Annotated in this window: 34 protein-coding genes; 12 read left to right on the plus strand and 22 right to left on the minus strand. The window is 50.4% G+C overall.

The annotated features are described in order from the left end of the window. Nucleotides 1–97: 97 nt before the first annotated feature. The 6 genes from cccB to cspD all read right to left on the minus strand — a co-directional run bounded on the left by cccB (nucleotide 98) and on the right by cspD (nucleotide 6338). Entirely contained in the window at nucleotides 98–430 is a 333-nt protein-coding gene (gene cccB / locus KNP00_RS07820) for a cytochrome c551 (RefSeq protein ID WP_215143864.1), read from the minus strand. 108 nt (nucleotides 431–538) lie between these two features. Further along, a complete protein-coding gene (locus tag KNP00_RS07825) occupies nucleotides 539–1396 on the minus strand; it encodes a YitT family protein (protein ID WP_215143865.1) in 858 nt (285 codons plus the stop codon). Nucleotides 1397–1457: 61 nt separating this feature from the next. Then, nucleotides 1458–2558, minus strand: a complete 1101-nt coding sequence (prfB, locus tag KNP00_RS07830; RefSeq protein WP_215143867.1) for a peptide chain release factor 2 — start codon at nucleotides 2556–2558, stop codon at nucleotides 1458–1460. 54 nt (nucleotides 2559–2612) lie between these two features. Further along, nucleotides 2613–5135 carry a preprotein translocase subunit SecA gene (gene secA, locus KNP00_RS07835; protein ID WP_215143870.1) on the minus strand — a complete coding sequence of 841 codons (2523 nt, stop codon included), beginning with the start codon at nucleotides 5133–5135 and terminating at the stop codon, nucleotides 2613–2615. A gap of 139 nt (nucleotides 5136–5274) precedes the next feature. Beyond that, nucleotides 5275–5838 (minus strand): ribosome hibernation-promoting factor, HPF/YfiA family, encoded by a 564-nt coding sequence (gene hpf, locus KNP00_RS07840; protein ID WP_047795072.1) that lies wholly within the window; start codon nucleotides 5836–5838, stop codon nucleotides 5275–5277. Between the two features lie 302 nt (nucleotides 5839–6140). Next, complete coding sequence (cspD, locus tag KNP00_RS07845; RefSeq protein WP_012726946.1) at nucleotides 6141–6338, minus strand: cold-shock protein CspD; 198 nt, start codon at nucleotides 6336–6338, stop codon at nucleotides 6141–6143. 259 nt (nucleotides 6339–6597) lie between these two features. Here cspD and KNP00_RS07850 point away from each other — a divergent pair, with 259 nt between their 5' ends. The 8 genes from KNP00_RS07850 to KNP00_RS07885 all read left to right on the plus strand — a co-directional run bounded on the left by KNP00_RS07850 (nucleotide 6598) and on the right by KNP00_RS07885 (nucleotide 12400). Then, nucleotides 6598–7104 carry a competence protein ComK gene (locus KNP00_RS07850; protein WP_240542783.1) on the plus strand — a complete coding sequence of 169 codons (507 nt, stop codon included), beginning with the start codon at nucleotides 6598–6600 and terminating at the stop codon, nucleotides 7102–7104. A gap of 74 nt (nucleotides 7105–7178) precedes the next feature. Next, on the plus strand, nucleotides 7179–8900 hold the full coding sequence (locus KNP00_RS07855; protein ID WP_215143872.1) for a hypothetical protein: 1722 nt from the start codon (nucleotides 7179–7181) through the stop codon (nucleotides 8898–8900). Between the two features lie 9 nt (nucleotides 8901–8909). Then, a complete protein-coding gene (locus KNP00_RS07860) occupies nucleotides 8910–9200 on the plus strand; it encodes an EscU/YscU/HrcU family type III secretion system export apparatus switch protein (protein ID WP_215143874.1) in 291 nt (96 codons plus the stop codon). Next, a complete protein-coding gene (locus KNP00_RS07865) occupies nucleotides 9197–9577 on the plus strand; it encodes a flagellar export chaperone FliS (protein WP_215143881.1) in 381 nt (126 codons plus the stop codon). Before KNP00_RS07860 ends, KNP00_RS07865 begins: the two co-directional genes overlap by 4 nt. Further along, nucleotides 9561–10463, plus strand: coding sequence for a flagellin N-terminal helical domain-containing protein (locus tag KNP00_RS07870; protein WP_215143883.1), 903 nt, complete (start codon nucleotides 9561–9563; stop codon nucleotides 10461–10463). The genes KNP00_RS07865 and KNP00_RS07870 overlap by 17 nt, the downstream gene beginning before the upstream one ends. 25 nt (nucleotides 10464–10488) lie before the next feature. Continuing rightward, nucleotides 10489–10932, plus strand: coding sequence for a YaaR family protein (locus tag KNP00_RS07875; RefSeq protein WP_215143885.1), 444 nt, complete (start codon nucleotides 10489–10491; stop codon nucleotides 10930–10932). A 9-nt stretch (nucleotides 10933–10941) separates the two neighbouring features. Next, nucleotides 10942–11607 carry a DUF2225 domain-containing protein gene (locus KNP00_RS07880; RefSeq protein ID WP_215143887.1) on the plus strand — a complete coding sequence of 222 codons (666 nt, stop codon included), beginning with the start codon at nucleotides 10942–10944 and terminating at the stop codon, nucleotides 11605–11607. A 292-nt stretch (nucleotides 11608–11899) separates the two neighbouring features. Beyond that, nucleotides 11900–12400 carry a DUF1572 family protein gene (locus tag KNP00_RS07885; protein WP_215143888.1) on the plus strand — a complete coding sequence of 167 codons (501 nt, stop codon included), beginning with the start codon at nucleotides 11900–11902 and terminating at the stop codon, nucleotides 12398–12400. Here the strand turns inward: KNP00_RS07885 and KNP00_RS07890 are convergent. The 3 genes from KNP00_RS07890 to KNP00_RS07900 form a co-directional block, all read right to left on the minus strand. Further along, on the minus strand, nucleotides 12388–12909 hold the full coding sequence (locus KNP00_RS07890; RefSeq protein ID WP_215143891.1) for a DUF402 domain-containing protein: 522 nt from the start codon (nucleotides 12907–12909) through the stop codon (nucleotides 12388–12390). The two genes, KNP00_RS07885 and KNP00_RS07890, sit on opposite strands and share 13 nt — an antisense overlap. 99 nt (nucleotides 12910–13008) lie before the next feature. Further along, nucleotides 13009–13635 (minus strand): hypothetical protein, encoded by a 627-nt coding sequence (locus KNP00_RS07895; RefSeq protein WP_215143893.1) that lies wholly within the window; start codon nucleotides 13633–13635, stop codon nucleotides 13009–13011. Nucleotides 13636–13770: 135 nt separating this feature from the next. Then, nucleotides 13771–13956, minus strand: a complete 186-nt coding sequence (locus KNP00_RS07900) for a hypothetical protein (RefSeq protein ID WP_031422829.1) — start codon at nucleotides 13954–13956, stop codon at nucleotides 13771–13773. Nucleotides 13957–14116: 160 nt separating this feature from the next. On the opposite strand from KNP00_RS07900, the gene KNP00_RS07905 reads away from it, so the two are divergent. Further along, complete coding sequence (locus KNP00_RS07905; protein WP_215143896.1) at nucleotides 14117–14494, plus strand: DUF3021 family protein; 378 nt, start codon at nucleotides 14117–14119, stop codon at nucleotides 14492–14494. A 33-nt stretch (nucleotides 14495–14527) separates the two neighbouring features. Here the strand turns inward: KNP00_RS07905 and fliT are convergent, their stop codons facing one another. The 5 genes from fliT to KNP00_RS07930 form a co-directional block, all read right to left on the minus strand. Further along, nucleotides 14528–14881 (minus strand): flagellar protein FliT, encoded by a 354-nt coding sequence (gene fliT / locus KNP00_RS07910; RefSeq protein ID WP_215143898.1) that lies wholly within the window; start codon nucleotides 14879–14881, stop codon nucleotides 14528–14530. After that, entirely contained in the window at nucleotides 14878–15252 is a 375-nt protein-coding gene (gene fliS, locus KNP00_RS07915; protein ID WP_215143900.1) for a flagellar export chaperone FliS, read from the minus strand. The genes fliT and fliS overlap by 4 nt, the downstream gene beginning before the upstream one ends. Nucleotides 15253–15266: 14 nt before the next feature. Next, nucleotides 15267–16961 (minus strand): flagellar filament capping protein FliD, encoded by a 1695-nt coding sequence (gene fliD / locus KNP00_RS07920; protein WP_215143902.1) that lies wholly within the window; start codon nucleotides 16959–16961, stop codon nucleotides 15267–15269. 12 nt (nucleotides 16962–16973) lie between these two features. Then, nucleotides 16974–17330 (minus strand): flagellar protein FlaG, encoded by a 357-nt coding sequence (locus KNP00_RS07925; RefSeq protein ID WP_114165849.1) that lies wholly within the window; start codon nucleotides 17328–17330, stop codon nucleotides 16974–16976. Nucleotides 17331–17411: 81 nt separating this feature from the next. Next, nucleotides 17412–17609: a hypothetical protein gene (locus KNP00_RS07930; protein ID WP_215143904.1), complete on the minus strand. Its 198-nt coding sequence runs from the start codon at nucleotides 17607–17609 to the stop codon at nucleotides 17412–17414. 142 nt (nucleotides 17610–17751) lie between these two features. On the opposite strand from KNP00_RS07930, the gene KNP00_RS07935 reads away from it, so the two are divergent. Next, nucleotides 17752–18588: an endonuclease gene (locus tag KNP00_RS07935; protein WP_215143906.1), complete on the plus strand. Its 837-nt coding sequence runs from the start codon at nucleotides 17752–17754 to the stop codon at nucleotides 18586–18588. Nucleotides 18589–19031: 443 nt separating this feature from the next. On the opposite strand, the gene KNP00_RS07940 is transcribed toward KNP00_RS07935, so the two are convergent. From KNP00_RS07940 to KNP00_RS07970, 7 genes are all read right to left on the minus strand, one after another. Further along, nucleotides 19032–20393 (minus strand): flagellin N-terminal helical domain-containing protein, encoded by a 1362-nt coding sequence (locus KNP00_RS07940; protein ID WP_215143908.1) that lies wholly within the window; start codon nucleotides 20391–20393, stop codon nucleotides 19032–19034. A gap of 298 nt (nucleotides 20394–20691) precedes the next feature. After that, the gene (locus KNP00_RS07945) at nucleotides 20692–20973 is read right to left on the minus strand and encodes an amino acid kinase family protein (RefSeq protein WP_215143910.1); all 282 of its coding nucleotides are present in this window, start codon (nucleotides 20971–20973) and stop codon (nucleotides 20692–20694) included. 2 nt (nucleotides 20974–20975) lie between these two features. Next, nucleotides 20976–21353, minus strand: coding sequence for an amino acid kinase family protein (locus tag KNP00_RS07950; RefSeq protein ID WP_215143912.1), 378 nt, complete (start codon nucleotides 21351–21353; stop codon nucleotides 20976–20978). 197 nt (nucleotides 21354–21550) lie between these two features. Continuing rightward, on the minus strand, nucleotides 21551–22843 hold the full coding sequence (locus tag KNP00_RS07955; RefSeq protein WP_215143913.1) for a methyl-accepting chemotaxis protein: 1293 nt from the start codon (nucleotides 22841–22843) through the stop codon (nucleotides 21551–21553). Between the two features lie 122 nt (nucleotides 22844–22965). Continuing rightward, nucleotides 22966–23289, minus strand: coding sequence for a hypothetical protein (locus KNP00_RS07960; protein ID WP_215143915.1), 324 nt, complete (start codon nucleotides 23287–23289; stop codon nucleotides 22966–22968). A gap of 10 nt (nucleotides 23290–23299) precedes the next feature. Continuing rightward, a complete protein-coding gene (locus KNP00_RS07965; RefSeq protein ID WP_215143917.1) occupies nucleotides 23300–24127 on the minus strand; it encodes a GNAT family N-acetyltransferase in 828 nt (275 codons plus the stop codon). A gap of 67 nt (nucleotides 24128–24194) precedes the next feature. Further along, complete coding sequence (locus KNP00_RS07970; protein WP_215143919.1) at nucleotides 24195–24680, minus strand: hypothetical protein; 486 nt, start codon at nucleotides 24678–24680, stop codon at nucleotides 24195–24197. Nucleotides 24681–24836: 156 nt separating this feature from the next. On the opposite strand from KNP00_RS07970, the gene KNP00_RS07975 reads away from it, so the two are divergent. Then, nucleotides 24837–25331, plus strand: a complete 495-nt coding sequence (locus tag KNP00_RS07975) for a hypothetical protein (protein ID WP_215143921.1) — start codon at nucleotides 24837–24839, stop codon at nucleotides 25329–25331. 37 nt (nucleotides 25332–25368) lie between these two features. Here KNP00_RS07975 and KNP00_RS07980 read toward each other — a convergent pair whose 3' ends face one another. Beyond that, the gene (locus tag KNP00_RS07980) at nucleotides 25369–25656 is read right to left on the minus strand and encodes a putative quinol monooxygenase (protein WP_215143923.1); all 288 of its coding nucleotides are present in this window, start codon (nucleotides 25654–25656) and stop codon (nucleotides 25369–25371) included. A 118-nt stretch (nucleotides 25657–25774) separates the two neighbouring features. Between KNP00_RS07980 and KNP00_RS07985 the strand changes: the two genes are divergently transcribed. Continuing rightward, nucleotides 25775–26689: a YitT family protein gene (locus tag KNP00_RS07985; protein WP_215143926.1), complete on the plus strand. Its 915-nt coding sequence runs from the start codon at nucleotides 25775–25777 to the stop codon at nucleotides 26687–26689. Nucleotides 26690–26734: the final 45 nt, after the last annotated feature.

Below are 26734 nucleotides of genomic sequence, written 5' to 3' on the forward strand. Positions count from 1 at the left end.
TTTTTACTCCTACTACCATAACAATAAAACAGAAAATTGCAACTTTTTATCAAAAAAAAACCACAGAATCGCCAAAGCGACATCTGTGGTCAGTGTCTTATTTTTTCTCAGCGAGCCATGCGGAAACCGCCGTGATCTCTTCATCGTCTTCAATCAAGTTCGCAGGCATCGCCCCTTGACCGTTTCGGATAATATTTTCAATATCCTCTGCCGACAGACGAGCTCCGACTTGCTCGAGTGACGGGCCGCTCATCCCTTCAAGGTTCGCACCGTGACATGCCGCACAGTTTTGCGCGTATACCGCCTCAGCGTCAACCGAAGCCGTGTTCGAGCCTGAATCCCCGTTGCTCGACGTATCCTCGTCATCACCGCCACAAGCACCGAGCGTCAACATCGCGCCAAGGCCAATGGCCATCATCCATTTTTTCATAACCACGTTCCCCTCCTAAGTTGTAGAAATGACCTACATTTACCATTATAGCCTTTAACGTATACTTTCTAACCTAATCTCACGAAAAGTACACAAAGATTCCACAACTTACGGCACATTGATGTAGCGTTTGTCCGATGTGAACCCTTGTCCGAGCACCTCGTGCGCCTCGCTGAAGACGAGGAACGCCTCTGGGTCGATTCGGCGAATGATTTCCTTCAGTCGGCTCACCTCGCTCTGACGGACGACGATCATGAGCATCGGACGGTCGAGACGAGAATAGGCCCCGATCGCTTGGATTTCTGTCGCGCCACGATCGAGCTCCTCAAAAACGGCACGGACGATAAAGTCCCGCTTCTCCGAGATGATGTACGCCATCTTGTCTTGTGTGAATCCGAGTTGAACGAAGTCGATCATCTTGACCGTGATGAATAAAGCAATGAGCGCATACAATCCGGTCGAGAACGAGAACGTGAGGGCTGCGGTCAAGACGACCATGCCGTCGAGAATCGCGATACAGAGATAGAGCGGGATGTGCGTGAACTTATGTAAGATCTGCGCAATCAAGTCCATGCCGCCCGTCGAGGCGCGTCCACGAAAGATGAGGCCGAGCCCGACACCGACGCCGACACCACCAAAGATAGCCGCGAGCAGCGTGTCATCCACGGCAGCCGTCGCATCGATCGCCTCATAGAATAGAATGACACCCGGCAGGAAAATCGATCCGACGAGCGACTTCACCCCGAACCCGAGACCGAGGATGGCCCAACCGATAATCAGAAGTAACACGTTCGCCACGAGTTGGAACGCCCCTGGCGAGATCCCGAACAGTTCATACGTGATGACGGAGATCCCGCTCACCCCGCCTGATGCCAGGTTGTTCGGCAACAGGAATAAGCTGAAGGCCGAGGCAACGAACACCGACCCGGTCAACAAATACAGATAGTCTTTGACGATTTGCTTCATTAAAGAAATTCTCCTTTACACACAACGTGGCCCAAAGACGAGTGTCTTTGAGCCACATGCATCACATATTTGTTTTACGAAGGTAGGCATCGATGAACGGCATGACGTCGCCATCCATGACCCCGCCCGTGTTCCCGACCTCGTGGTTCGTCCGGTGGTCTTTGACCATCGAATATGGGTGGAAGACGTACGAACGGATTTGGCTACCCCAACCGATGTCTGTCTTCTCGCCACGGATCTCGTCGAGTTTACGTTGTTGCTCGTCGAGTTCACGTTGGTACAATTTCGCTTTCAACATCTTCATCGCCGACTCCCGGTTCTTGATCTGTGAACGTTCGGTCTGACATGAAACGACGACGCCCGTCGGAACGTGCGTGATCCGGACCGCGGAGTCCGTCGTGTTGATGTGCTGTCCGCCGGCACCTGACGCGCGATACGTGTCGATGCGAAGATCTTCTGTCCGTACTTCGATCTCGATGTCGTCATCGAACTCCGGCATGACGTCACATGACACGAACGACGTGTGACGACGACCTGACGAGTCAAACGGCGAGATGCGGACCAAACGATGAATCCCCTTCTCCGCTTTCAAGTAACCGTACGCGTTATGACCGACGATGCGGAGCGTGACGGACTTGACGCCCGCTTCCTCGCCCGGAAGATAGTCGACCGTCTCGACTTTCCAGCCTTGCTTGTCGGCGAACCGTTGATACATGCGAAGGAGCATCGATGCCCAGTCCTGTGACTCGGTACCGCCCGCACCCGGGTGCAGTTCGAGGATCGCGTTGTTCGCATCATATGGTCCGTTCAAGAGGATCTCGAGCTCGAAGTCATCAAACTCTTTTTTGAGCCCTTGAATCGTTTCAGCGAGTTCTTCCTGCATCTCGGCGTCCGGTTCTTCTTTGATGAGTTCAAGCGTCACTTCGCCGTCCTCATGTTGGTCCGCGAGGTCTTGGTACTTGTCGACCATCGCCTTGAGACCGTTTGATTCGTCGATGACTTTTTGCGCCTTCTCCTGATTATCCCAGAAATCAGGATACGTCATCTCGTTCTCGAGCTCGGCGATGCGCGCTTCCTTCTCCGTCAAGTTGAGAGAAGCCCTGTAGTTCTCGAGGCGTTTCGCCATCGCCTCAAGTTCGTTCCGAATATCTGAAATTTCCATAGTGTGATTCACCTTTCCGTAGGAAAGAGGCGAGCGCACCCGCCTCTTCAATAATTAAGCCTGTTGTCTACCGTGACAGTTCTTATATTTCTTGCCAGAGCCACACCAGCACGGGTCGTTACGGCCGATACTCTGTTCTTTCGAGCGACGGACCGGTTTTTTCTTGACCGGCGCATCACTCTTTCCAGAGACGGCGACCTCCTCTTCGACGACCTTCTCACGTCGGAGATTGTCCCCGACCTCGGCACGGAGCACGAAGCCGGTTACTTCCTCTGAGATGGCCGCGTTCATCGCGTCGAACATGTTGATCCCTTCCGCCTGATATTCGCGAAGCGGGTCGTTCTGTCCGTAAGCGCGGAGGTGAATCCCTTGGCGCAACTGATCCATATGGTCGATATGCGCCATCCAGTGCGAGTCGACCGCACGGAGCACGATGATCTTCTCGAACTCGTTGAAGCGTTCAGGCGGTGCGAGTTGACGTTTCGCCTCGTACTGCTCGCTCACGCGCTCCATGAGAAGTTCCACAATCTCTTCTCGCTCTTTGCCGAAGAAGTCTTTGCCTTCGACCGTCTTTTCGAGCGCGAGCGTCTGGTTCGCCCAGTGCGCGAGCTCGTCGATGTTCCATTCTTCCGGTACGAGTTCGAGCGGCGTATATTGACCGACACCGAGCTCGACCGTCTGTGCCATCATCGAGCGTACGATATCGGTGACCGACTCGTTCTCGAGAATGCTTGCACGGTCTTTGTACATGACCTTCCGTTGGTCGGCCATGACGTTGTCGTAACCGAGAAGCTGTTTCCGCGCATCGTAGTTGTTTCCTTCGACACGTTTTTGAGCCGACTCGACCGCTTTCGAGACCATGCGGCTCTCAATCGGTTGGGTATCGTCCATCCCGAGACGTTCCATCATGCTTTGGAGACTGTCCGTCCCGAAGCGGCGCATGAGTTCATCTTCGAGTGACAAGTAGAACTGCGATTTACCCGGGTCTCCTTGACGACCCGAACGACCACGGAGCTGATTGTCGATACGACGTGACTCGTGCCGCTCTGTCCCGACGATGTAAAGACCACCGAGGTCGACGACGCCTTCCCCGAGCTTGATGTCGGTACCACGGCCGGCCATGTTCGTCGCGATTGTGACCGACCCCTTCTGTCCCGCATTCTCGATAATCTCCGCCTCACGGGCGTGGTTCTTCGCGTTCAGGACGTCGTGACGAATCTTTTTCTTCGTCAAGAGCTTGCTCAAGTATTCAGACGTCTCGACGGCGACCGTCCCGACGAGAATCGGTTGACCGGTCGCGTGAACCGCAGCAATCTCTTCGACGACGGCTTTGAATTTGCCTTCCATCGATTTGAAGATGAGGTCTGAACTGTCATCCCGCAGGATCGGCTTGTTCGTCGGAATCGACACGACCTGCATGTTATAGATGTTACGGAACTCTTCTTCCTCCGTCTTCGCCGTACCGGTCATCCCGGCAAGCTTCTCGTACATGCGGAAGTAGTTCTGGTATGTGATTGTCGCAAGCGTCATCGATTCGCGCTGAATCTCGACGCCCTCTTTCGCCTCGATCGCCTGATGAAGACCTTCCGAGTAGCGACGTCCGTCCATGACACGACCCGTGAACTGGTCGATGATCATGACTTGTCCTTCACGTACCATATAGTCGATATCGTGATGCATGACCGCGTTCGCACGTAGGGCAAGTCCGACGTGGTGGTTGACCGCGACGTGCTCGATGGCGAACAGGTTGTCGATGCCGAAGAACTTCTCGGCGAGGTCGACCCCGTTGTCCGTCAAGAGGACCGACTTCGTCTTCACATCGACTGTGTAATCTTCTTCTACTTTCAGCGTACGGACGAACGCGTCCGCGCGTGTGTAGAGCTCTGTCGATTTTTGAGCCGAGCCCGAGATGATGAGCGGGGTGCGCGCCTCATCGACGAGAATCGAGTCGACCTCATCGACGATCGTGTAGTAAAGCTCTCGCTGGACACGGTCTTCTTTATAAAGGACCATGTTGTCACGAAGATAATCGAATCCGAGTTCATTGTTCGTCGAGTACGTGATGTCACAGTTGTAGGCAGCTTGTTTCTCGACGCGGTCCATGTTCGACACGTTTAGGCCGACCGAGAGGCCGAGTGCGAAGTAGAGCGGTTCCATGAGCTCTTTATCTCGCTTCGCCAAGTATTCGTTGACCGTCACGACGTGGACGCCACGACCCGTGAGCGCGTTCAAATAGACCGGTAGTGTCGCGACGAGCGTCTTTCCTTCACCGGTCTTCATTTCAGCGATATCGCCGTTGTGGAGCACATAACCCCCGATGAGCTGAACGCGATAATGACGCATCCCGAGCACGCGCTCCGATGCCTCACGACAGACTGCGAACGCCTCCGGTAACAAGTCGTCGAGCGTCTCTCCTTTATCTAAACGTGCGCGGAACTCCTCCGCCTTCGCTTGAAGCTGTTCGTCTGACAATGCTTTGATTGGTTCGGCGAACGACTCGATCAAGTCGGCCGCTTTCTCTGCTTTTTTCAACATTCGTTTCTGTGGAGCAAATAACTCTTTCAAAAAGTTCGCCATACTCATATCTCCTCTGCACTCATTAAAAAATGCATGTTTTTTCCCTAATGTACAGTTTAACCGAAGTGATGCCACCTTTCAAGGAAAGGCAAAACGAAACGACCCCCCGAAGCCGGGGGGTCGTGAAAGGTCAAGTTCATTATTCAGGTTCGATTAGACCGTACTTCCCATCTTTACGACGGTAGACGACGTTCGTGTTGCCCGTTTCCGCGTCAGAGAAGACGAAGAAGCTGTGACCGAGCATATCCATCTGAAGAATCGCCTCTTCCGTGTCCATCGGTTTCAACGTGAAACGCTTCGTCCGTACGAGTTCGAGTTCTGCCTCGTCCTCATCGTAGACGACCGGTGCATCATCAGGTCCTTCGAGCGACTTGAAGTACTCCCCGACGCCACCTTCTTTCCCGCGTCCTTTACGGTTGAGTTTCGTTTTGTGTTTACGGATTTGACGTTCCAATTTATCGACGACGAGGTCGATTGCCGCATACATGTCGAGGTTGATGTCCTCGGCACGGAGCAACAAGTTCGGCATCGGGATCGTCACTTCTACTTTTTGTTTCTCGTTATACACTTTCAAGTTGACGTAAGCCGTCTGTGCATCCGTAGGAGTTGTGAAATACCGAGTCAACTTCTCCAGCTTCTTCTCGACATAGTCTTTGATTGCTGGTGTGACCTCAATGTTTTCGCCGCGAATGTTATAAATCATCTGAACTCCTCCTTAAAATAACCGCTTGAACCAATGATTCGTCAAACGAGACGGAATCTCCTGCTTCGTTTCGAAAGAAAGTGGAACCAGGTGGCTCATTACTAGTATACCCCGAAATCAACAGGAATGAAAACGTTATCATCAGAAAATAATGACAATTTTGTTCCGAAACCGATATTCCTTAGAGAGAGCGGTTGGTATAGATAAAAGATACCCATCTCACTCGTTTTTAAACCCCTTTTTTTACTATGCAGAAAAAATAAAAAGCCGACTCCCAATGGAGCCGGCTTCGTGGTTTGAAATTATAATTTTACAACGTTAGCCGCTTGTGGGCCACGCTCGCCATCAACGATTTCAAACTCTACGTCTTGACCTTCGTCAAGCGATTTGTAACCTTCAGATTGGATTGCTGAGAAGTGTACGAACACGTCTTTGCCGCCTTCAACTTCGATGAATCCAAAACCTTTTTCTGAGTTAAACCATTTTACTTTACCTACCATGTGTAAATCCATTCCTTTCACCATTGGAGAATACAGAGGGTTTTCCTCTACGGCTAATATTACCACCTTCTTGTAAGCGTGACAAACACTTTCTCAAATAATTGTAAACGTTTCGCCATTTGGCTTTCATTGGAATAATATTTCCCTACTTTTCATATTGACTTGTTGAATTTACATTTTTTGTGATATATCATTAAAGGGATGATTTAGGTTTGTGCCGCTTGTCTATAGCCGATCCTGAAAATCTTATACGAGGAGGATGGTGCAGCGTATGCGCTCCTACTATTCTGAGGAAAAATATCGCATCACGAAGCGAACCGTGGCGATTCTCCCTTGCTTCGACATCATGAAGCAGTCACGGATCATTCTCGAGGATGGCACCGAGATTTCGACCCCGCTCCGGCCGTACCAGTTGTTGCAACTTTCTTGCCGCCAGTACAACAGCTCGATCGAGGAAAGAATCTTCATCGCCAAACGCGTCGCCGGCGTAAAAGGGAAAGTCCCTGTCGTGATCGAACCGACAACCGGACTCGTCTTCTTCCCGACGAAGTCTCCGAAACGAGACGATTGTGAATGGTATGCCTGGTCCCATATTCGAGACATACTGAACATCGAGGGTGAGCCGAACGGACTCGTCCTCACAACCGATGGACATCAAATCCAGACGAACGCAACACCTTACGTCCTCCGGAACCAGCTGAAAGCGACGGGTGAACTCGTTGCACGGTTCCAACAATTGAACACGAGCCCTGTGCTCGAATCATGACATGCCTTCCGTCGAAAAGACGGAAGGTTTTTTTCTATTGTTTCGCTTCATTTTTTAAAAAAGAGGTCGATATTATGGTCGAGGTGACAAACATGCAAATTCAAGCCCAAGCGACCGCCGTCAGTTCGGTCTTACCAGGCATCCAGACGAACCGGACGTACAAGGCCGAGCTCGTCAAACAGACAGGACCCGACTCTGCGATCGTCAAAATCAACGGTGAAGAAGTCGAGGTTACATTCAAAGACGGGCTTCCGAAGACGAACCCGTTCCACGTGACGCTCGCCGAACAGGATGGTGTCTTATTGGCGACCGTCGTTCCCCAAAAAGAAGAGACGCTTGAATCTGCGCCACCTGCGTCCGCGTCGTCAAAGCTTGACGCAAAGATTCAGACGCTCCTCGCTTCCCTTCCACCTGAAGTGCGAAGCGCCGTCAGTCGTCTGCTTCAATCCGGACGCTTGCCGATGAACGAAGACACGGTACGCCTTCTCGAGACGGCATTCAAAGGCGACATGCGGGATGTCGTCCTTCATTTGAAGACGCTCGATACTCAAGTCGTCCCTCGTGAGATGGCACGCGACATCGCCGTCCTCTCATTGAATGAGGCGAGACAACAACTCACACCGCCGGCACCGAATGCTCCGTACACACAAAAAGAGCGTTACGTCGAGCTCGTCAACTTGTCGCGCCCCGTGAGCGAACGCGTCACACCGACACCGGAGACGGTCGACCGGGTCATCCGTGACATGCCCGTGCCGCCGAGGACCGAACGCCCTGAGCCGATGACACTTCCACCCGTCAACGGACGTCAGGTCATGGTGAAGGAAGTGACAAGCCACCTCGCGTCGGTGACGAACACGTTCCGAGGCGAACAGGCGACGGTGACGAAACAACTCGGACAAGTCGCGGCGTTGATCGAGACGAACCCGCATGCGGCGCGCCCCGCTCTCGAGACCGTATCGACCCGTCTGACGCAACTCGTTCAAAAGACGGACGCCCTGCTCCATACGGATATCACGCAAGAGAAGCAACTCGTCGCCATGACGGCCAAACTCGATGTCGCCCTGTCACTCCTTTCGACAAAACCGCAAGAGAGTGCCGCACTCGTCAAAGAAGTTCGGGCCACATTGAACGACTTCCGCTATGCGCCGAACCAGGTACGCATCGAATATATCCCGCACGGGGCGGCACGTGCCGGAGAGATGCCGACCGTCGCTCCACTCAAGCTCGATTCGACATTATCTGGACGACACGTCCAGGAAGTGGCGCAACGTGTGCAGGCACAGGCACAGCTCGCCCAAGCGAGCAACACCCCGACGTCGGCATTATCCGTGCGAGGCGACACGACGAACCCCGAGGCACAGCGACTCGCCTCGTTCTTCCAAGTGCAACAGACGCTCAACCGACTCGACGGGGGACAGCTCCATCAGCTTTTGTTCGCCCTACCGGCTAAAGTGCAGGAGATCGACACCGGCATCCACGTCCATATCCAAAACCGGGAAGCGGGAGACGTCGTCGACTGGGAGAACAGTGTCCTCTACATTCGATTGGAGACACCGCGGCTCGGGGAGATTGGCGTCAAACTCGAGGCGAAGGACCGGAACCTCCGACTCACGCTCGAACATGACGATTCAACGGTCGAGCGACTCGCCCGCCCGCTGCTCGGTAAGATTGAACAGACGCTCGAGACGATCGGCTATAAGAGTGTCGTGACCCAATTCAAACCGCTCACGAAAGTCGAGCGCGTCATCGAGGAGCCGACGGTGACGAAGGCGACCGGTTATGACTTTAGAATCTAGGAGGTCCCCATGTACCAACGCACGGATTTGACGAAACGGAAGACGGCCGCGGTCGTCCGCTATGACGAATCGACGGACAAAGCGCCCGTCGTCGTCGCCCGCGGGACCGGAGCCGTCGCTGAAAAGATTTTACAGGAGGCCCGTGCCCGGGGCGTGGCCGTTGAGAACGACCACTCCTTGCTCGGACACCTGCTCGACCTCGACTTAGGGGACGCCATCCCGCCGCAACTGTATGACGTGATGGCGGAAGTACTGTTATTAATAGAAGAACTCGATTCGATTAAAGGAGATCAAGGATGAATTCAACGCAACTATATGAGATGAGGCCAGAAGAACTGACGCAGGCGATGCTACATGCGCTCGTCTATCATTATGAACAGGCGCAAGACACGACGATCGCCGAACGGAACCGCCACCTTCGCCAAGCCCGCGAGCTGTTGGTCAAGCTCCACCAAGGACTCCATGACGGCGGGGGGATCATCGCGGCACAGCTTGATGAGATCTATTTGTATATGGCGAACGCCAGCGTCGAGGCGATCATCGATCAGGATATGAAAAAAATCGCTGAACTACATTCGCTCGCGAGCGACCTCGACAAAACGTGGAGCGAAGCGATGGAACGTGCCAAAATCCAACCCGTCCCGACTGGAGGAAACCGTTATGAAAATTACCAATAACGTGCAAGCCTTAAAGGCCTACACATCCCTATCCTTGAATCAGGCATCGATGAAGAAGACGATGGACCGGCTCTCGAGCGGCGTTCGCATCAACAAGGCGTCGGACGACGCGGCTGGCCTCGCCATCTCCGAGAAGATGCGGATGCGACTCGACTCGCTCTCGATGGCCGAACGCAACACGCTCGACGGCATCTCGCTCACCCAGACGCTTGAAGGTGGAATGAACGAGACCCATTCCCTTCTTCAGCGCATGCGCGAACTGTCCGTCCAAGCGGCGAACGGAACGCTCAGCGAGGAAGATTCGAAAGCCGTCCAAGAAGAGATCAACGCGTTGACCGCCGAAGTGACACGGATCGCCGAGACGACCGAATTCAACTCGAAGAAGATCATGAACGGGGAATACATGCAAGGGAAGAGTACGCTCTTCTTCCAAATCGGTGCCGGCAACAAAGAAGCCGTCATCTTGAACGTCGAAGATATGCGGGCGCATGCGCTCGATATCACGACGACAACAGCAAGTGGCGGGGAACTGCCTGCCGTCGATCACGACAATGATCAGGCGACAGCGTCTGAAACATACTACGCGCTGAGCGTATTGACACCATCAGATGCGGCCGATGCCATTTCGAAATTCGATGCGGCCATCAACAAGGTGTCGCTCGAACGTTCGAAGCTTGGTGCCATCCAAAATCGACTCGAGGCGAACGTCAGCGTCGTCGCCATCGGCTCAGAGAACTTGACGGCGTCCGAATCCCGAATCCGTGATGCCGATATGGCCCGTGAAATGATGGACTTCGCCCGTCTGAACATCTTGAACCAGTCCGGCATGGCGATGATTGCCCAGTCGAACGCATTGCCGCAAGGCGTGTTACAATTATTGAACTAACCTTTAAGAAAGGACGGTTGCCCATATGGACATTCGTCGCATCATGGAGACGCAATCGCTCCTCGGCTCGGGTAAGGCGAAACGCCCCGACGTCGAACCGGGCGTCTCCTTCCAAAACGTGATCGGCCAGAAACGCGAAGACCGCGAGCACGAGCGCTTCCAGCGTCAAATCGCCGCAATCCATGAACAAGGAGAACTCCTCGCCGAGAGCCAGACTGTCGAGGCGCTCGCCGAATATAAACAGATGATTAAAGACTTTATGAAAGAGGCCGTTGACGCGGCACTCCGCCTCGAGGACAAACGCGGATTCAACCGCCGCGGGCGTGCGAAGATCTACAAGGTCGTCGAACAAGTCGACCAAAAACTCCTCGCGCTGACGGATCAGGTCATCTCAGGGGAGGCCTCCCGCCTCTCCCTACTCGACCAGGTCGGTGAGATTCGCGGATTGCTCGTCAACGTCTATGTGTGAGGTGTCGGAATGGCAGAACATTTGTTTTTGAAAAAGGTCAAATGCCCATATTGTTTACAGGAAAGTAAGACGAACCGTGTCTTGTCCCGTCACATCCGTCCGCTCGAAATCGAGAAGGACGGGTATACGACGTACGATGGCCCGAACCCATACTTGTATGAGCCGTCCGTCTGCGGCCATTGTCATCTCGTCTTTCACGATTCGTTCGACAAGGTACGAAAACACAATCGTGAATCGCTTGAGACGCACTACTTTAATCAAGTGAATGCGGATTTGTTGAAAGGTGACCGTACACCTGAACATGTGATCTTCTTGTATAAGTTCGCGGTCATGACGGCCCAATTGAGCGGTCAAAAGCCGTCTGTCGTCGCCATGCTCGGGATGCGGATCGTGTGGATGTACCGATTGATCGGGGATACGGCGTCTGAGAAGGAATGGATGCAGCGGACGCTCGATAAATACAACGAGGTGCAGGAAGCGTATACGGACCCGGTCCGGACCGGGCTACCGTACGACCAGCTCATGTTGCGAATCGCCGACCTCTCGGCCGCGCTCGACTACTATGAGGATGCGCGTCGTTGGTATGGGATTCTCCTTAGCAGTAAAGAAGTATCGGAGCGCATCCGGAATCAGGCCCGCGATCATTGGGAGGATTTTCGGTTGGAGCATACATAACGAGAAGTGTGGGACCTTGTGTCTCACACTTTTTGCATACAAAAAAATCGCGCTCATCCACTCTCGGACAAACGCAATCGGCACGATTGATAGGTGAGCCTCCAAACCGAAAAGAGATACACGCGACATGACTCACGTGAAAACCAAAACAAGGCACCCTCATGCCGACTACGCGGTGGCGTCTTGCACGATAAGTTTAGTATAACGTTTTTTATAATATTACTATAGTTTTTGACCGAGATGAATGTGGGGTATAGTGAAAGCAGATACATACGAAAAGGAGGATGTTTTTATGTTTGAAACAAAGTACCTCGAGACCGTACGTGCCACATTCAAAAGCCAGAAACAACTCGCCGAGCGCGCGCTCGTCCAAGTGAATGACGAGGACCTGTATAAGACGCTTGCACCGGATACACTCTCCCTCGCCCTCATCATTCAGCATATGACGAACAATATGAAGTCACGTTGGACCGACTTCTTGACGACGGACGGCGAAAAGCCGGACCGAAACCGGGACGCCGAGTTCGAGGACCAGCATCTGTCCCGTGAGGAACTCATGCACGTATGGGACGAGCGTTGGCAGCTGTTAGACGATGTCTTGGCCGATCTGACGCCGGACGATTTAGGGAAGGACGTGTTCATTCGCGGGGAAGCCCACTCCGTGATCGATGCGATTGAGCGACAAGTGTCGCATTACGGGTATCATGTCGGGCAGATCGTCTATCTGTCGAAGCTATTCGCCGGAAGTGACTGGGACGTGTTGTCGATTCCGTTGCCGCATCAGCGGAAGTGAGACGTCTTTGATTGGGAAAGTTCGAGGAGACGTCGCTCTAAGGAACCGTCAAACGGGAATTGCTGATGCTCGATTCGTCTTTTCACCTCAGCGACGGTTTTCCAGACGTAGGAAATCAACGCATTCGGATAGCCATATCGTACTCGGTTGAACTCCAACTCTTCTTCGTCGACGAGTCGCCACTCATTCGGTTGCTCTGCAACAAAGTCTAGATCCAAATCAACAAAGTGAATCGCCTCGTCGGTCATGGTCGGTGGAAGCCCAATATTCGAGTACCAACGCATCGTCCCGTCGTGCTCTAAATCGAGTTGGAGCGTGAATCCTTCATGTCGCATAAAGCACTCGAGCGAATGAGAATCATATGTATAACAGGCACCTCGCGTATGATGTTGAAGCGTTCGCCCCGGTCCTGCATACAACAACACATAATCATCCGATTCTTCAATGACGTGACTCGACCATTCATAATGGAGCTGTTGGTCGTATTTGAGTAAAGAGATGTTCTTCATCACTGACCTCCTAAAAGATGGGTTTTCTTCATTATCCTCTATCGCTCGGGTTTAGACTAGACAAATAGGGCGTGCCGATATCACTCGGTACGCCTACTTTCATTTTGTTACATTGATGGTGAATTCGTATCGCTCTTCTGCCACTCTCTCAAACGCTTCGTTCGAAGGTCCACTCGTGAAAAATTTCACTTCAGTCAGCTCTTCAGGTTTTGCTTTGACGAAGAAGAGAACATTCCCTTCCTTCTTCACTTTCCCTAAAAATTCGCCACCAACGTCGTCCGAGAAAAAGAGGTCTGCCTCGACCTGCTCGCCGGTATTCGTGACAATTGTACCTTGATCGGGGTAAAAACTAATTGCATCGTCGATAGTATTCTCTGCAATCACATTCATGGCAACGACCGTCACTTCCTCAGCTCCATCAAATGAATCACGATATACCTCATTTACTTGCAAGCGTGACGTCTGTACCTTGTCGATGGCGAACTGGATTGGTCCCATCGTCTCCGTGATCGTGAGCGCCTTATTCTTCATATAGATCTTGTTTGTGCCGAGTTCACTCTCTTGAACGTCCGTCTCTTCAGTTGATGATTCTTTAGCCGTACTCGCTTCCGCCTCTGCCACTTCTTCCGTATCCGTGGCCGTCGTCTTCAGTTCATCTGCTTCTCCGCATCCAACAAGTAGTGCGAGCGGCACCGCCACCAGTAAGCCAAATCGTTTCATGTTCATCTTCATCTCTCCCTTTCCAAAATCAAAGTGATGTGGTTAAGACGAATATAACGAATTGATAAACGGTACCGTATTAAGAAAAAGTTCCAGGTAAAATAAAAGCCAAGGTCCGGAATCGAACCTTGACACATATACTTATCCTCTTGATTTCAGCTCTTCTTCCTCGTATGGGTCAGGACGATCCTCAAACGGCGTATCGTCCTCGACGTACGCCTCGAGTTTCGGGTCCCGTTCGACGTATTCATCGTACGCTCCCTCTGGACCATAGACGAAATAACGGCGCTTCCGTGACGATACCGGTTTAGACTCTTTCTCACGCATCTCGTTTCCCTCCTCTTTCCAGAAAAGAAGCAACGGCTACATTGATGTTTACCCGATTATAGCGGAAAACAGACGTCATTTCACCCTCGCTTTTAATCCGAAACCTTTTTTGCATGATGTTCGTATATATTCATACCAATCCAACGAAGGGATGATACATATGCAATTATTAAAGAAAGGGTTCGTACGAAGTCTCTTATGGTCACTTCCGTTTGCGATCCTCGCGCCCTACCAAGGATGGTCAGGAAATACAGGCGGCGTACACGCCATGCTCGTCTACGCCGGGGTCGCGTTCTTTCTCGGGCTGACGAGGGTCATTTATGAAGTTAAACAGTGGTCGTTCAAAAAACAGATTTTCATCCACTGGAGCGTCATGCACGTGACGATCTTGCCACTTCTCTGGTTCGGTGGGTCTACGCCAGTCACGTCACTTCAAGACGCCGTGCGCCTCTATTTAAACTTTATGGTAACTGGTTTGATCTTGTTTACCGTCTCGTACTTCATCATCCGGATACGTCGACAAGTCAAAGCCTCTTAACACAAAAGCTCGAAGGCATGTGCCTTCGAGCTTTTACGTCTGCTGGTCGAATAGACCAGAAAAGTTGGAATCAACGTCTTCATAAGGGTCGACGTAGGACTTGACCGTCTTTCGTTCCATCCGGGCCGTCCCGAGCGTCATCCCGAGACGCTGATGTTCGGCCCCAATGAGACGGGCAATCTTTTGACTGTCGTCGACAAGTTGTCGGAGGACCGTCTGATCGGCTTTCTCCAGATCAGGACCGTGCGCCGCGAGCAACTGTTCGCGGTCGTCCAAGAGCTCATGGATTTGTTCCATCCACGTATCATACGTCGGCTCTTCTGGGACTTTCGCCAGCAACTCTTTTAAGCGCTGTGTCTTTAAGATAATCTCATCGATTGGTCTCATGACTGCTTCGCGAGTTTCATCGCTTCCTTCCACGTGTCACGGAGTTCCGTTGTGAAGTCGAGCACCTCGTCGAGGATGGTCGTGTCGTTCTTGACGTTCGCATCGACGAGACGGCGCCACATATAGTCATAGAGCGAGTCTAGGTTTGCCGAGATGGCGATGTCTTTATTGAGTGTGAGACGAAGTTCTTGGAAGATGGCTTGCGTCTTTTGAATGTTGATGTTCTTCAAGTCAGGGTTTCCCTGGTCGATTGCAAGCTTGGCGAGGCGCATGAACTTGAGCGCCCCGTCATAAAGCATAAGCGTCAGTTCCTGTGGGTTTGCGGTCGTGACCGCGCTGTTTTGATATGTTGCGTATGGATTGGCTACCATTTAAATTCCTCCTCTTACATGCCTCCGCCTAAAAACTGTTGAAGTGAAGCGGCTTGTGAGTTCGCCTGGTTCATCGCCGTTTCCATCGCGGCGAAGCGACGGTAATAGGCGTTTTCTTTATCGATGAGTAAATCATTCAGTCGTTGAATTCGTGAGTCGATTTGGGTCATCTCGCGACCCATCGAGTATGATGGGGCGCCTGCTCCATCTGCGCCCGCAATCCGAGTGATGTTTGACCGTGAAGCAGCTGCCGTGTCACGGATTTGCGGAAGGAGTCCCGTTTCTTCATCCGTGAAGAGCTTATACACTTGTTCCGGATCTTTCTCAATGGCTGCTTTTAACTTCTCTTCATTCAGCTCAATCTTTCCGCCGTTCGTAAAGTCAGAACCCGTGGAGAGACCGATTTGGAACAAGCGAGACATGCCTACATCATTCGTGCTCGATGTCGCGCTCGACCACTTGCTACGAAGCGTGTCCATCGCCCCGCGGAGAATTGTATCCCCTCGAAGCATCCCGCTCATCGCTTTTTCTTCCCATTTCTTGATCTCATCTTCAGACAACTCATCACGCTGTGCCTGTGTGAGCGGTGCAAAAGAACGGAATCGTTCTTCGCGTGTCTTCTTGTTCATGAGATCAATCGTCTCATTATACTTATCGACAAAACCTTTGATGTTGTCAAAGATTTTTTGGGTGTCAGTAGCGGCTGATAGTGTGACAGGTCCTCCTGTTTCGAGGAAAGATGATTTCAGTGTCAACGTCATATTGTCAATCGTCGTCGTGTTCGAAGCACGTTCGACTTCAATTCCATTCACTTTAAACTTCGCATTTTGTCCAGTCGAAGCAACCGTCCCCATACTAAAGGCAGATTTGAAGTTAGTATCAAATTGAATGGTCGAAGTGGCTCCGGTCTCTTTCGTCGACAAGGAGATTTTTCCGGTAGAGGATTCAAAGAAAGCAGAAAGTCCTGTTTCTTTACTATTTAACTTGCTCATCAATTCTTTTACCGTTGCGTCCGCACCTAATTCAATCTTTTGATATGTCCCGGCTGTACTAGATTTGTACTGAATTTCAAAGCCAGTCCCAGAGGAGAACGAAGCAGAAACATCTTTTGGAATGACTCCACCAGGATAGTTTGTTGTATTGGTGGCAGTGACTTTACCAGCCGCTGCGTCATACGCAAAGTCCGTAGAATCTAAAACGTTTCCTGCCGCATCTTTTAAGACGACTGTCGAAAAGTCCAAATCTTTCGGAATCGTTAACTCGGTTCCAGCCGTCTCTTGAATGACACGCTTTTGTCCGGCAACAAATCCATTCATGTCTGATAATTTTGTTGTACTCGTCAACTTTTGTCCATTACGATCGACAGCATCTAAAATCGTCGTCGCCGAACTGGCCAACTGTGTAACCGAGTCAATCCGAACCGCACTATTACCACTTGATGGTCCAGCAGTCACGCTGATTTTTGACTCATCCGACGAGCTAGACGTCTTCGCATAGAAGTTTCGGCTGAACATCAAGTCGACCGCACTATTCCGCAATGTCATGAGGGACCGGTTGATTTCGCGATACGCATCGCGCTTCCATTCTGTCGTTTGTTTCTTCTGCTCAAGTTTATCAATCGGCGCTCGCTCGACCTGCATCAGTTGCTTAATAATCGTATCCGTATCGATTCCACTGGCGAGTCCGCCAAATCGGATTGGTGTCGTCATAAGAATCCTCCTTTATACCCGTTCATCGAAGAGTTGATTGAACTCCATGAACGCCGCAAAGAAATCGAGGGACTTCTTGCTTGGGATTTCGCGGATCACTTCGTTGTTCGTATCCACGATTTGAATATAATAGTCGTTCAATTTTTCATGCTTCATAAATTTTAAACCTGTACGCTGTTGTTCTAGGACTTGATTCGCCTTCTCGACGGCCGCCTCTAGCTTGGTAACGTGTTGAGGCGTCGGAAGAATGACGATGCCTTCGTCGGCGAGCTTCGCTTGATTCGCTTCGACGAACACGTTTTTCGTTTGTTCATACGGCAAGACGGAAGAAGGTAGGTGAAGCCGGACTTCTGAAATGGTCGGGTTCATATAGGTCTACTCCTCTTATAATTGTTCTCATGGACTTTATCGGTAGAAATGTAGTGAGTTTATAGTAATTTAGTCAATTGACTATCGTTTCTGAGCTTCAAGAAATTTCACTTGTGCTTGTAGATCTTCAAATTGCTTTTGTAAATGATCTCTTCTTTTCTCATCACACGTTATCGCTTCACATGCAATCGATCGCATCGTTATTAGTAGGTCTTCTAATTCAGCTAATCGCTTTTGTTCGAAAGATATAGCTTTTAATTCTATTAATAATTTTTCCAATCGACAACACCTTCTCTCGCTCTACTTATCGACATGTCAATCAAAATTTGAACGTAAGTCCATGAATTATTAGCACAGGTCATTCGAATAAATCGGGAATGATTTAAGAAAGGTAAAAAATTTGATGAAGGAGAAACACGTCATGGACTGGGAAGGACTATCCGAAGAACAAGTCGCTATTTTGGTCGCTAGTATTTTGGGGGATGGGGAAATCACAAAGTGTTATGCGTATGACAGAAGAATAAACAACAGTTACCGGGAACATTTTAGTTTAGGTCAGTTGAGTTATCGGGAGTGGAAACAGCGAAAACTTCCAAATTTGCTTTATTTACGTAGAGACAATTTAGTGTCACGATCGATTCCACTCATGACAAGACTATTTCCTCTTTTTTATCCGAACAATAAAAAGCACATCCCCTTCGAACTACTGAAAGATATTCATCACCCAGCATGTATACTGACACTTTATTTAGACGACGGTTCGCTTCTTCTCAGCAAACGTTTTAATCATAAAAAGAAGGAAATTCAATTTACACCACATATCGCTTTCTATTTACAAGCCTTTTCGAAAGAACAATTAGAGCAACTCGCTGAATGGATGAAAAACCATTACAATATCAACGTCCGCACATCAGGTACACCGAGCGGAACCGGCTATTACCTAAAGACGACAAAAGTGACCGATACATTTGATATTTTAAATTTACTTCAACCTTACCAAGCTGAACTTCCGGACTTTATGTACAAATTGTCATGGGAAAACCGTTTAGACGCTGAGGTGAATCACTATAAACAAACACACCCTGACTATACGATTCGCGTCTCGATTCCTGCAAGACCTTATAGTCATGAAGACATCGCATCACTGATTGAATGGAAACAGCAAGGTGTGACCGATAAAGAAATTGCCCAACGTTTAAATCGAACGTATTGGTCCGTCGTTTATAAATGGCAAGACGTGAAAAACCGTGAAGCATAAGGCTCCACGGTTTTTAGTATAACGATTAAATACTCAATTGCTATATTAACGGAGCAATTGAAGTACAGCCTGAGGCTGTTGATTTGCTTGCTGGGACCCATATTTTTCAATATGGCCTAGACTATATCTTCACCCTTTTACAATATAAATATATTATTTATTACTATTGCAAAATAGGGGCTGGGCACTTCCCTCGCCGTTTACGAGGTACGGATCTCATAACCATGGACTAGTCAGTCGGTAGGTCGTTCATCCTAGTCGTTGAACCTTCATCACAGTTTCCTGACAGATGCTTGGCTGCTGATTGTCCAATCCCTTCCTTTTTTTCAAAACGTTCACGCTCACCGTTTCCAGTCACGTTGTCGTAAGGAGGGCTCTAAGGAGTTCCAGCAATTCACCCAGTTATATTCTTATCCGTTACCAGATAAGACGCCCGTCATTCCTTACCGAAGGAGTTGAAGTACTGCCTGCGGTGCAGAGTTGGCTTGAGCTAACATTGCTTGTGAAGCTTGGTTGAGGATGTTGTTCTTCGTGAAGTTCATCATCTCTTTCGCCATGTCTACGTCGCGAATACGTGATTCAGCTGCTTGGAGGTTTTCTGCAGATGTGCTCAAGTTATTGATTGTGTGTTCGAGACGGTTTTGAGTAGCACCCATTTTTGAACGTTCTGCAGAAACAGTCTCAATTGCATCATTGATTGTTGTGACTGCCGCACTTGCTGAAGATTGGTTTGTAACATCGATATTTGCTACACCTAATGATTTAGCTCGCATATCATTGATGCCAACACTGATGTCTTGTCCTGCATTTGCTCCAATTTGTAGTTTTAAAGCATTATTTGAGTTGACAGTGATACTAACGTTAGCATCTGCAGTTAATGTGAATTCGAGTCCTTTGTAATCTCCACTAGTCACGGTAACTTTGTTTCCAGTAGCATTGTAAGAACCTCCTAATTCACCAAGATCCATTACTGCATCTGTACCTGTAGCGTTATTTGTAGCAGATGTGCCTGCAAATGTTCCTGTACCAGTTCCAAATTCAATTTTTGTAGCAGAACCTTCACCAACCGATGTAAAAGTAAAACCAGTTCCATTTGCCCATTCTGCTGTTACGCCTGTAGCTGTTGCTTTTTCATTGATTACATCTAAAACATCTTGAACTGTATCAGTTGTTGCAAAGCTAAACGATGTCCCGTTGATTTCAAGAGTACTTGCCGAACCAATAGCTGTACCTGTGTTTGCTAGTGAAGCAGAAGTTGCATCAACATGTGATGCTTTCGATGCTAAAGTAGTATTAGCTGCAGTCAAATTGATTACCCCAGCCTTGGTATCTGCTGTTCCAGTAACATTCTTGACTGTAGTGTTTGATGCAGTAATGTCTACACCAGCACTACCGTTCAGTAATTTTTTAGTGTTAAATTCAGTGTTTTCACCGATTCGATCGATTTCTTGTGTAAGTTGATTAATTTCTTTTTGAATTTCTGTACGATCTGCATCAGTGTTCGTGTCGTTCGAAGATTGTACCGATAGTTCACGCATACGTTGAAGAATTGAATGGGTTTCATTCAAAGCACCTTCAGCTGTTTGAATGAGTGAAATTCCGTCTTGAGCATTACGTGTCGCTTGATCTAAACCACGAATCTGTCCACGCATTTTTTCAGAGATTGCAAGACCAGCTGCATCATCTCCAGCACGGTTAATACGAAGACCTGAAGACAATTTCTCCATTGCCTTACCAGTTTGCGTTGTGTTGAACGACATATTACGGTGTGCGTTCATTGCATTCATGTTATTGTTGATAATCATTGTGATTTCCCTCCATAGGTTTAAAGTTTTTCCGCTCTTCCAAATCCTTTTGTCCGAGCATACAAGGTTTAGGCCGGCCCCTCACCTTGCATTGTTTGGAACGTTTTAGCGTTTCCATACTCTATATCGGAGTCCATCACCATCTGTTTAGTCTTTTTGAAAAAAATCTTCTCATTTTGTGGATTTCTCTTCATTTCGTGTGATTCGACCAATTCTCGTTTGACGCCACTCTCTTTCCTATCACTCACGACACATCCCCCTCTCGGTATGATTGATTCGATACCAAAAGGGGGACTCTTTAGTTCACCATGATTTCTTTCACAAATCTCGTTCCTGTCTTCCCTTCAATCGCCTCGCCAGCTCGTTCGAGCGACGTGATGATGGCTTCACGAACTGGACTTGACATGACGAACGATAGGGCCGACTCTACTTTCGGCAACATACTCCCAGGAGGAAACTGTCCCTCTTGAATATATCGTCTCGCTTCTTCGATTGATACATGATGGAGACCGCACTGCGTCGGCTTTCCAAAATCGATTGCAACTTGATCAACGGCCGTCAAGATGAATAGGACGTCCATATTTAGTTCTCGTGCGAGCAGTTCACTCGTCCGCTATCTTCAACGAAGACCATCCCTTTCTTTTCAAACCGCCCAACTTCATCTTTCTTGTAAAATTGGCCGATTGGCTTAGTCGGCTTTTGAAACGCCGAATCGTCAGAGTCGACGAGCGTCTGCGTCACGACCGAGGCGACCGCCTTGTCGATGCCGCGCTTTTGCAATTCTTCGCGGAGCGCTTGCTGCAGGTGATAGCCGATATACCCTTGACTCATCGCCACGGCCTCCGCCATCGGAACGTTCGGCATCTGTTCGGCTTCATCAAATGCTTGGTGAATCATTCCCACTTGTGGCCCATTCCCGTGTGCGATCACGACCCCGTGTCCCGCTTCACAATGTGCCATTCACGTATTGATGACTTTTCGAATGTCGATGCCAAGTGGTGTACCACGAAAGTCGAGTGTCGGGATGGAGAAGAAAAAACAAGGAGCGTCACCCTTGATTGGGACGACGCTCCTCTGTTCAAAATTGTTTTGAGTTTTTCAGTACCTTCTTAAATATTGGCTTCTCATTACCGACCAACAATGAGATAAGTCATTTCCTACACTTCCACCTTCACTTGCCCCGTCTCATTCTGCAAACTCTCCGCAACCCGAACGAGCTCTGTCATCGCCCCATTCACTTCACCAAGACTTGCCGCTTGCTGGCTCGCCGCTGACGTCACTTCATTCGCATAACGCGATGCCTCTTCGACCATGCCGACGATGCCTGCCGAGTTCGTCACGACCGAATCGATTTGACCGCGTGAGTCATCGAGGAGTGAATCGACCGAATGGACATGGCTGTATACTTCATTTGCCGAGTTGTGGATCGACGCGAACGCACCGCCTGCTTGTTCAACTAAACCGACACCTGTCTCCACTTCTGCTTTCACGTTCGCCATCGACGATGACGTATCGCCAACGAGACGTTTCACGTCGACGATGAGATCTGTGATTTCTTGAGTCGAGTTCGCTGTTTGTTCCGCGAGCTTTTTCACTTCTGCCGCAACGACTGCGAATCCACGTCCATGCTCACCGGCACGTGCCGCTTCAATCGATGCGTTCAAGGCAAGCAAGTTCGTTTGTGCCGAGATGTCACTGATGACATCCGTAATACGTGAGATCTCACCAGTCATTTCTGTCAACTGGCTGTTGAGTGTCGAGGATTGCTCCACTTTCCCAGCAATCGCATGCATCGCGTTGACGGAAGACGAGGCGAGGCCTTTCCCGCTCTCCGCTTCTTGTTGCATCTCGCTCGCCGAATCAAGCGCCGACGACATCTCTTGGCGGATGCTCTCCATCGTCCGTGCGACCGCTCCGAGTAAGTCCATCGAGTTATACGTCGCACTGACGTTGTCCTCTAACATCTTGTTGAGCGAATCCATCGCCGAACGGATGCTTTCGCCGGCAACATTTCCTTCTTGTACGGAAGCTGCAATCTCTTGTGCCGAACCTGTCAATTGGTCTGCTGTGTAACGCATGTTCGTGCCTTGTTCCCGAAGGTGTTCAACCATGTTGTCCATCGACAAGAGCAGACGTCCCATCTCTGAACGATCTGTCGTCTTCTCGCTTGCGAACTGTACCGTCAAGTCGCCGTTCCCGACCTCGACCGCTTTTTCAGACGCCATCTCGACCGCCTTCAATGGACGACGGGCGATCAAATAGATGACGATTCCGCCGAGTGACGAGATGAGTAACGCCACGACCGTACCGACGAGCATGACCTGTCCTTGCTCCATGTCGAGTTCAGTCAACAAGAGTAACGTGATGTAGCCGACCGCCCCGCCTGTAACAAAGGATGTGACCAAAATCCATGCAAGCAATTGCGTCGTAAAGTTTTTAAATACTTTCACTGTGTGTTCCTCCTCATTGTGTTCATCACTTACTATATCGTCCATTTTCCAAAGAATGTATAGCGTTTTCAGTTGAACGTTTGGTCAATGAAAAAACGTACCCCGTAAAGGAGTACGTTCCGTCAAAACGCTTCATCGTCACGTTCGACGTGCGCCAGACGGCGTGGCGTCGTCGCCGCATCAATCGCGAGCGTGATCGCTGCCGCCCAGTGGAGCATCATTCCGACAAACGGGATAATGCCGAGGACCGACGCCGCAATTCCGACTGCCGCCCCGTACGAGAATCGATTCAGTCGAGTGAACGACAGAATCAATACGATCACGTGGTACACGAACATGAATCCGAGGGGAGAATAGCCCATACTGATGATAAACAGACCACCGAGAAGTGGGATTCCGAGAAATGCTTCAAACGCCGCGCCGAGCCATTTCATATTTTTCACCATGTGATTCACCTCATATTTCGATCATATAAAACTCATAGCCGCCATTTTCCGCAAAACCGGCACGTTTATAAATCTCGAGCGCCGCCTTGTTTTCCGTCTCGACATCGAGCTCGACTTTCGTCCGGCCCATGCGGAACAACTGCTGGACCATCTGCTTCAACATTTTCGTGCCGTAGCCCTTGCCTTGCTCACCCGCTTTGACACCGAACGCGTGGATGCTCGCCGCATCCTCATCTACGAGAAGAGCACGGATAATGCCGATCGGCTTGCCGTCGACTTCCCCGATGTACGTCACACGGTCCGGTGTGTCGATTTGTTGATAGATGTTCTCCGTCACATCGACCGGGTCGCCGAACGCCTCGCTGAGCGTCGCGATGATGAGCGGGCGGTCGTCTGCCGTCGCCTCACGTAGCGATACCTCATCCGACTTCAAGAAGAGCTCCGCCTTTTTCAAGACGAGATTGTATTCCGAGAACTGGTACGTCGCCTGAAGATGTTCGAGTACCGCCTTCCCAGATGCCGAGTTTCGGTCGATGACGAACGTGAACGCTTCGCAACCGTTCAGTTTCGCGTCCTGTTTCGCCGTCTCGAGAAGTGCCGTGAAGACACCTTGTTTCCGATATTCAGGGTGGACGAGTGCATTCACCTCATACTCGTTCGGGAGATACGGGAAGAGCATGAGATAGCCGACGAGCGTCTCCCCGTCGTATACCGCATAATCGTTCTGACCGACCGACTCATGACCGACTTTGACATCAATCTTGTCGTTTGCGTTGACCGCCTGTTCTAACGCTTTGACGTCATCTGCCTGTCTTACTTCTTCTACTGTCCAATTCATTCACATCACCTCATCTGTATTGTAGCACAAAGGAAAAAGCCCGCCGTAGCGAGCCCACTTACGAGACTTATAACGTCCGAAACTCTAGCTCAGGGAGCGTCCCGATCAACTCGGCAATCTCATCCGTATGTGCCTCGGCACCCGGGACGGCCTCGGTCGGTTCGACCCAGAAGAACGTCTTATCGTTCGCCCCGAGGTAGTTGCCGTATCCGACCTCTGTCGCGAATGCCTCTTCCGTCAACTCACGGTCGATCAAGTCCAGGTGGAACAGCAGTTGGTCGTCCCCGTCTTCGACATCATAGTACAAATCGAACGTGCCGTAGCTCTTCGTGTCCCCGATGTCGACGACATCTTGCGCCTTCTCGATATAGACGTCCCCCCGCTCGATCGCCTCGACGATTTTTGACGGTAAGACGATCTCATAGCCGAGCTCACGGTCACGAATCGTCTGCGTCGTATCCTCGGTCCGCCCTCGGGACGAGACGACACCGACCGTCGCCACCAATGCACCTGTCACACCGAGCGCGAGCGCCCATCTCATCGATTTGTTCACAAGAACCACTCCCTATTTGTTTATATCCTCACTTGATTATCCCATAAGTCGATGACTTTTCATTAAATATTCTGAAAAAATGTTTCCCCTTACATTGACGACTGTCCGTCAATCCCATACGATGGTAATAACGTACTATAGAAAAGAGGAACTGACATGTCTAACGAAACTACTTTGACGCGCGCCCAGCTCGACGCGCTCTTGAAAAACGTCTTCGCCCTTCAAATCCCGGTCATCGAGAAATTCATGACGGATTTATTTAAGCAGTATGTCTCGACGGCATCCACGTTCAAACAGGATATGGACACGATGAAAGCGACAGACTGGCATAAACACTATTTCGGTCAAAAAGTGATGCCGCACCTCTTCATCGAGAACCTCGGCTTTGGCGCATCATTCCGCCATCAAGGTCAAGAGAAGGTCGTCAACATCCCGGAGAACATGACGGTCGTCAAACCGGACTCGGACGCACAAATCAAAGAGATTCTAGAAAATCTCGACAAGACGCTCGCGTCGATGGACGGCGTCAAAAACAAAGGGCTGGTCAAAAAGTTCTATAAAGAGACGCTCGAACTCATCTGCCAACTCGGTAGCCGTACCGGTATGATGGATGACTTCTATGACAAAGTAAAAGGCAGTCTCACGTCCTGATCCATCACCTCTCGCCTCTCGTATAGGCGAGGGTTTTTTATGTCCGCAGTTCGAGCGCGGCGACCCGCTCCACCCGATCGAGGATTGGTTTCGCCTGATCGATATATTCCTTCACCTCAGGTAGTGATAACGACGCCGCATGAGCCTCCTCACTACGCCATACCTCATAGATGAAGACCGTGTCCGCCTCGTCGAGCGATACATGGACCCGATACGATTCACAGTCCGCTGTCGCCTCCATCTCACGCGCCGCTTCCGACAGAATCGCCACGAGCCTGTCGCGTTGCCCCTTTTGCGTGACCATCTTCCCAATCAATGCATACATCCCTCATCCTCCCCTTTCTCTTGCCTCGTCTCATTCCACTTTCCATGTCAGATTTCCTGCTTTGGCGGTTCATATGTCTCTTTGCTATACTGAAGGAAATGAAAAGGGGGCAACACGTATGCAGCGTACACCCATGCCTTCCCCGACACCAGAGGAAGTGCGGCGCTTAAAGCGCGAACATAATCCGATCAAGGCGTCCGAGCTGTTTGCGAAAGCCGTCCTCTTGCTACTCGGCTCCCTCATCTTCGCCGTGGGACTAGAGGCGTTCCTCGTCCCGAATCAGATTATCGACGGCGGGATTGTCGGCGTTTCGATCATCGTGTCGTATCTGACTGAAACGAAGCTCGCCATCTGGCTCGTCTTGTTCAACTTGCCGTTCATCTATTTCGGCTATCGACAAATCGGGAAGACGTTCGCCGTCGTCACGTTGACGGCGATCCTGCTCATGTCGGCCTTCACCATCGTCTTCCATAACATGAAACCGTTCACGGACGACCTGTTGTTATCGACCGTTTTCGGCGGTTTTTTACTCGGGGCCGGGATCGGGCTCGTCATCCGGGCCGGTGGATCACTCGACGGGACGGAGATTCTCGCCGTGTCCTTCACGAATCGGTTGCCGTTTTCGGTCGGGGAGATCGTCATGTTCTTCAACATCTTCATCCTCGGGACGGCCGGGTTCGTCTTCAGCTGGGACCGGGCGATGTACTCCCTATTGACATATTTCATCGCCTTTAAGACGATCGATGTCGTCTTGGAAGGGATCGATCAATCGAAGGCGGCATGGATCATCACGACCGCTCCTGAAGAGATCGGACAGGCCATCATGGACCGACTCGGCCGAGGGGTGACGTACTTACACGGAGAAGGTGCCTTCTCCGGAGACGGGAAGAAAGTCGTCTTCACGGTCATCAGCCGACTCGAAGAGACGAAACTGAAAGACATCCTCGATGACTATGACGAGACGGCATTCCTCGCCGTCGGTAACATTCATGACGTCCGGGGTGGACAGTTCAAGAAAAAAAACATTCACTAAACGTGAAATCCCCTATAACCGTTGGACAGGATTCGCCAACGGTTA

Origin of the sequence: Exiguobacterium qingdaonense (genome assembly GCF_018617855.1) — a bacterium.
Lineage (GTDB): Bacteria > Bacillota > Bacilli > Exiguobacteriales > Exiguobacteriaceae > Exiguobacterium > Exiguobacterium qingdaonense.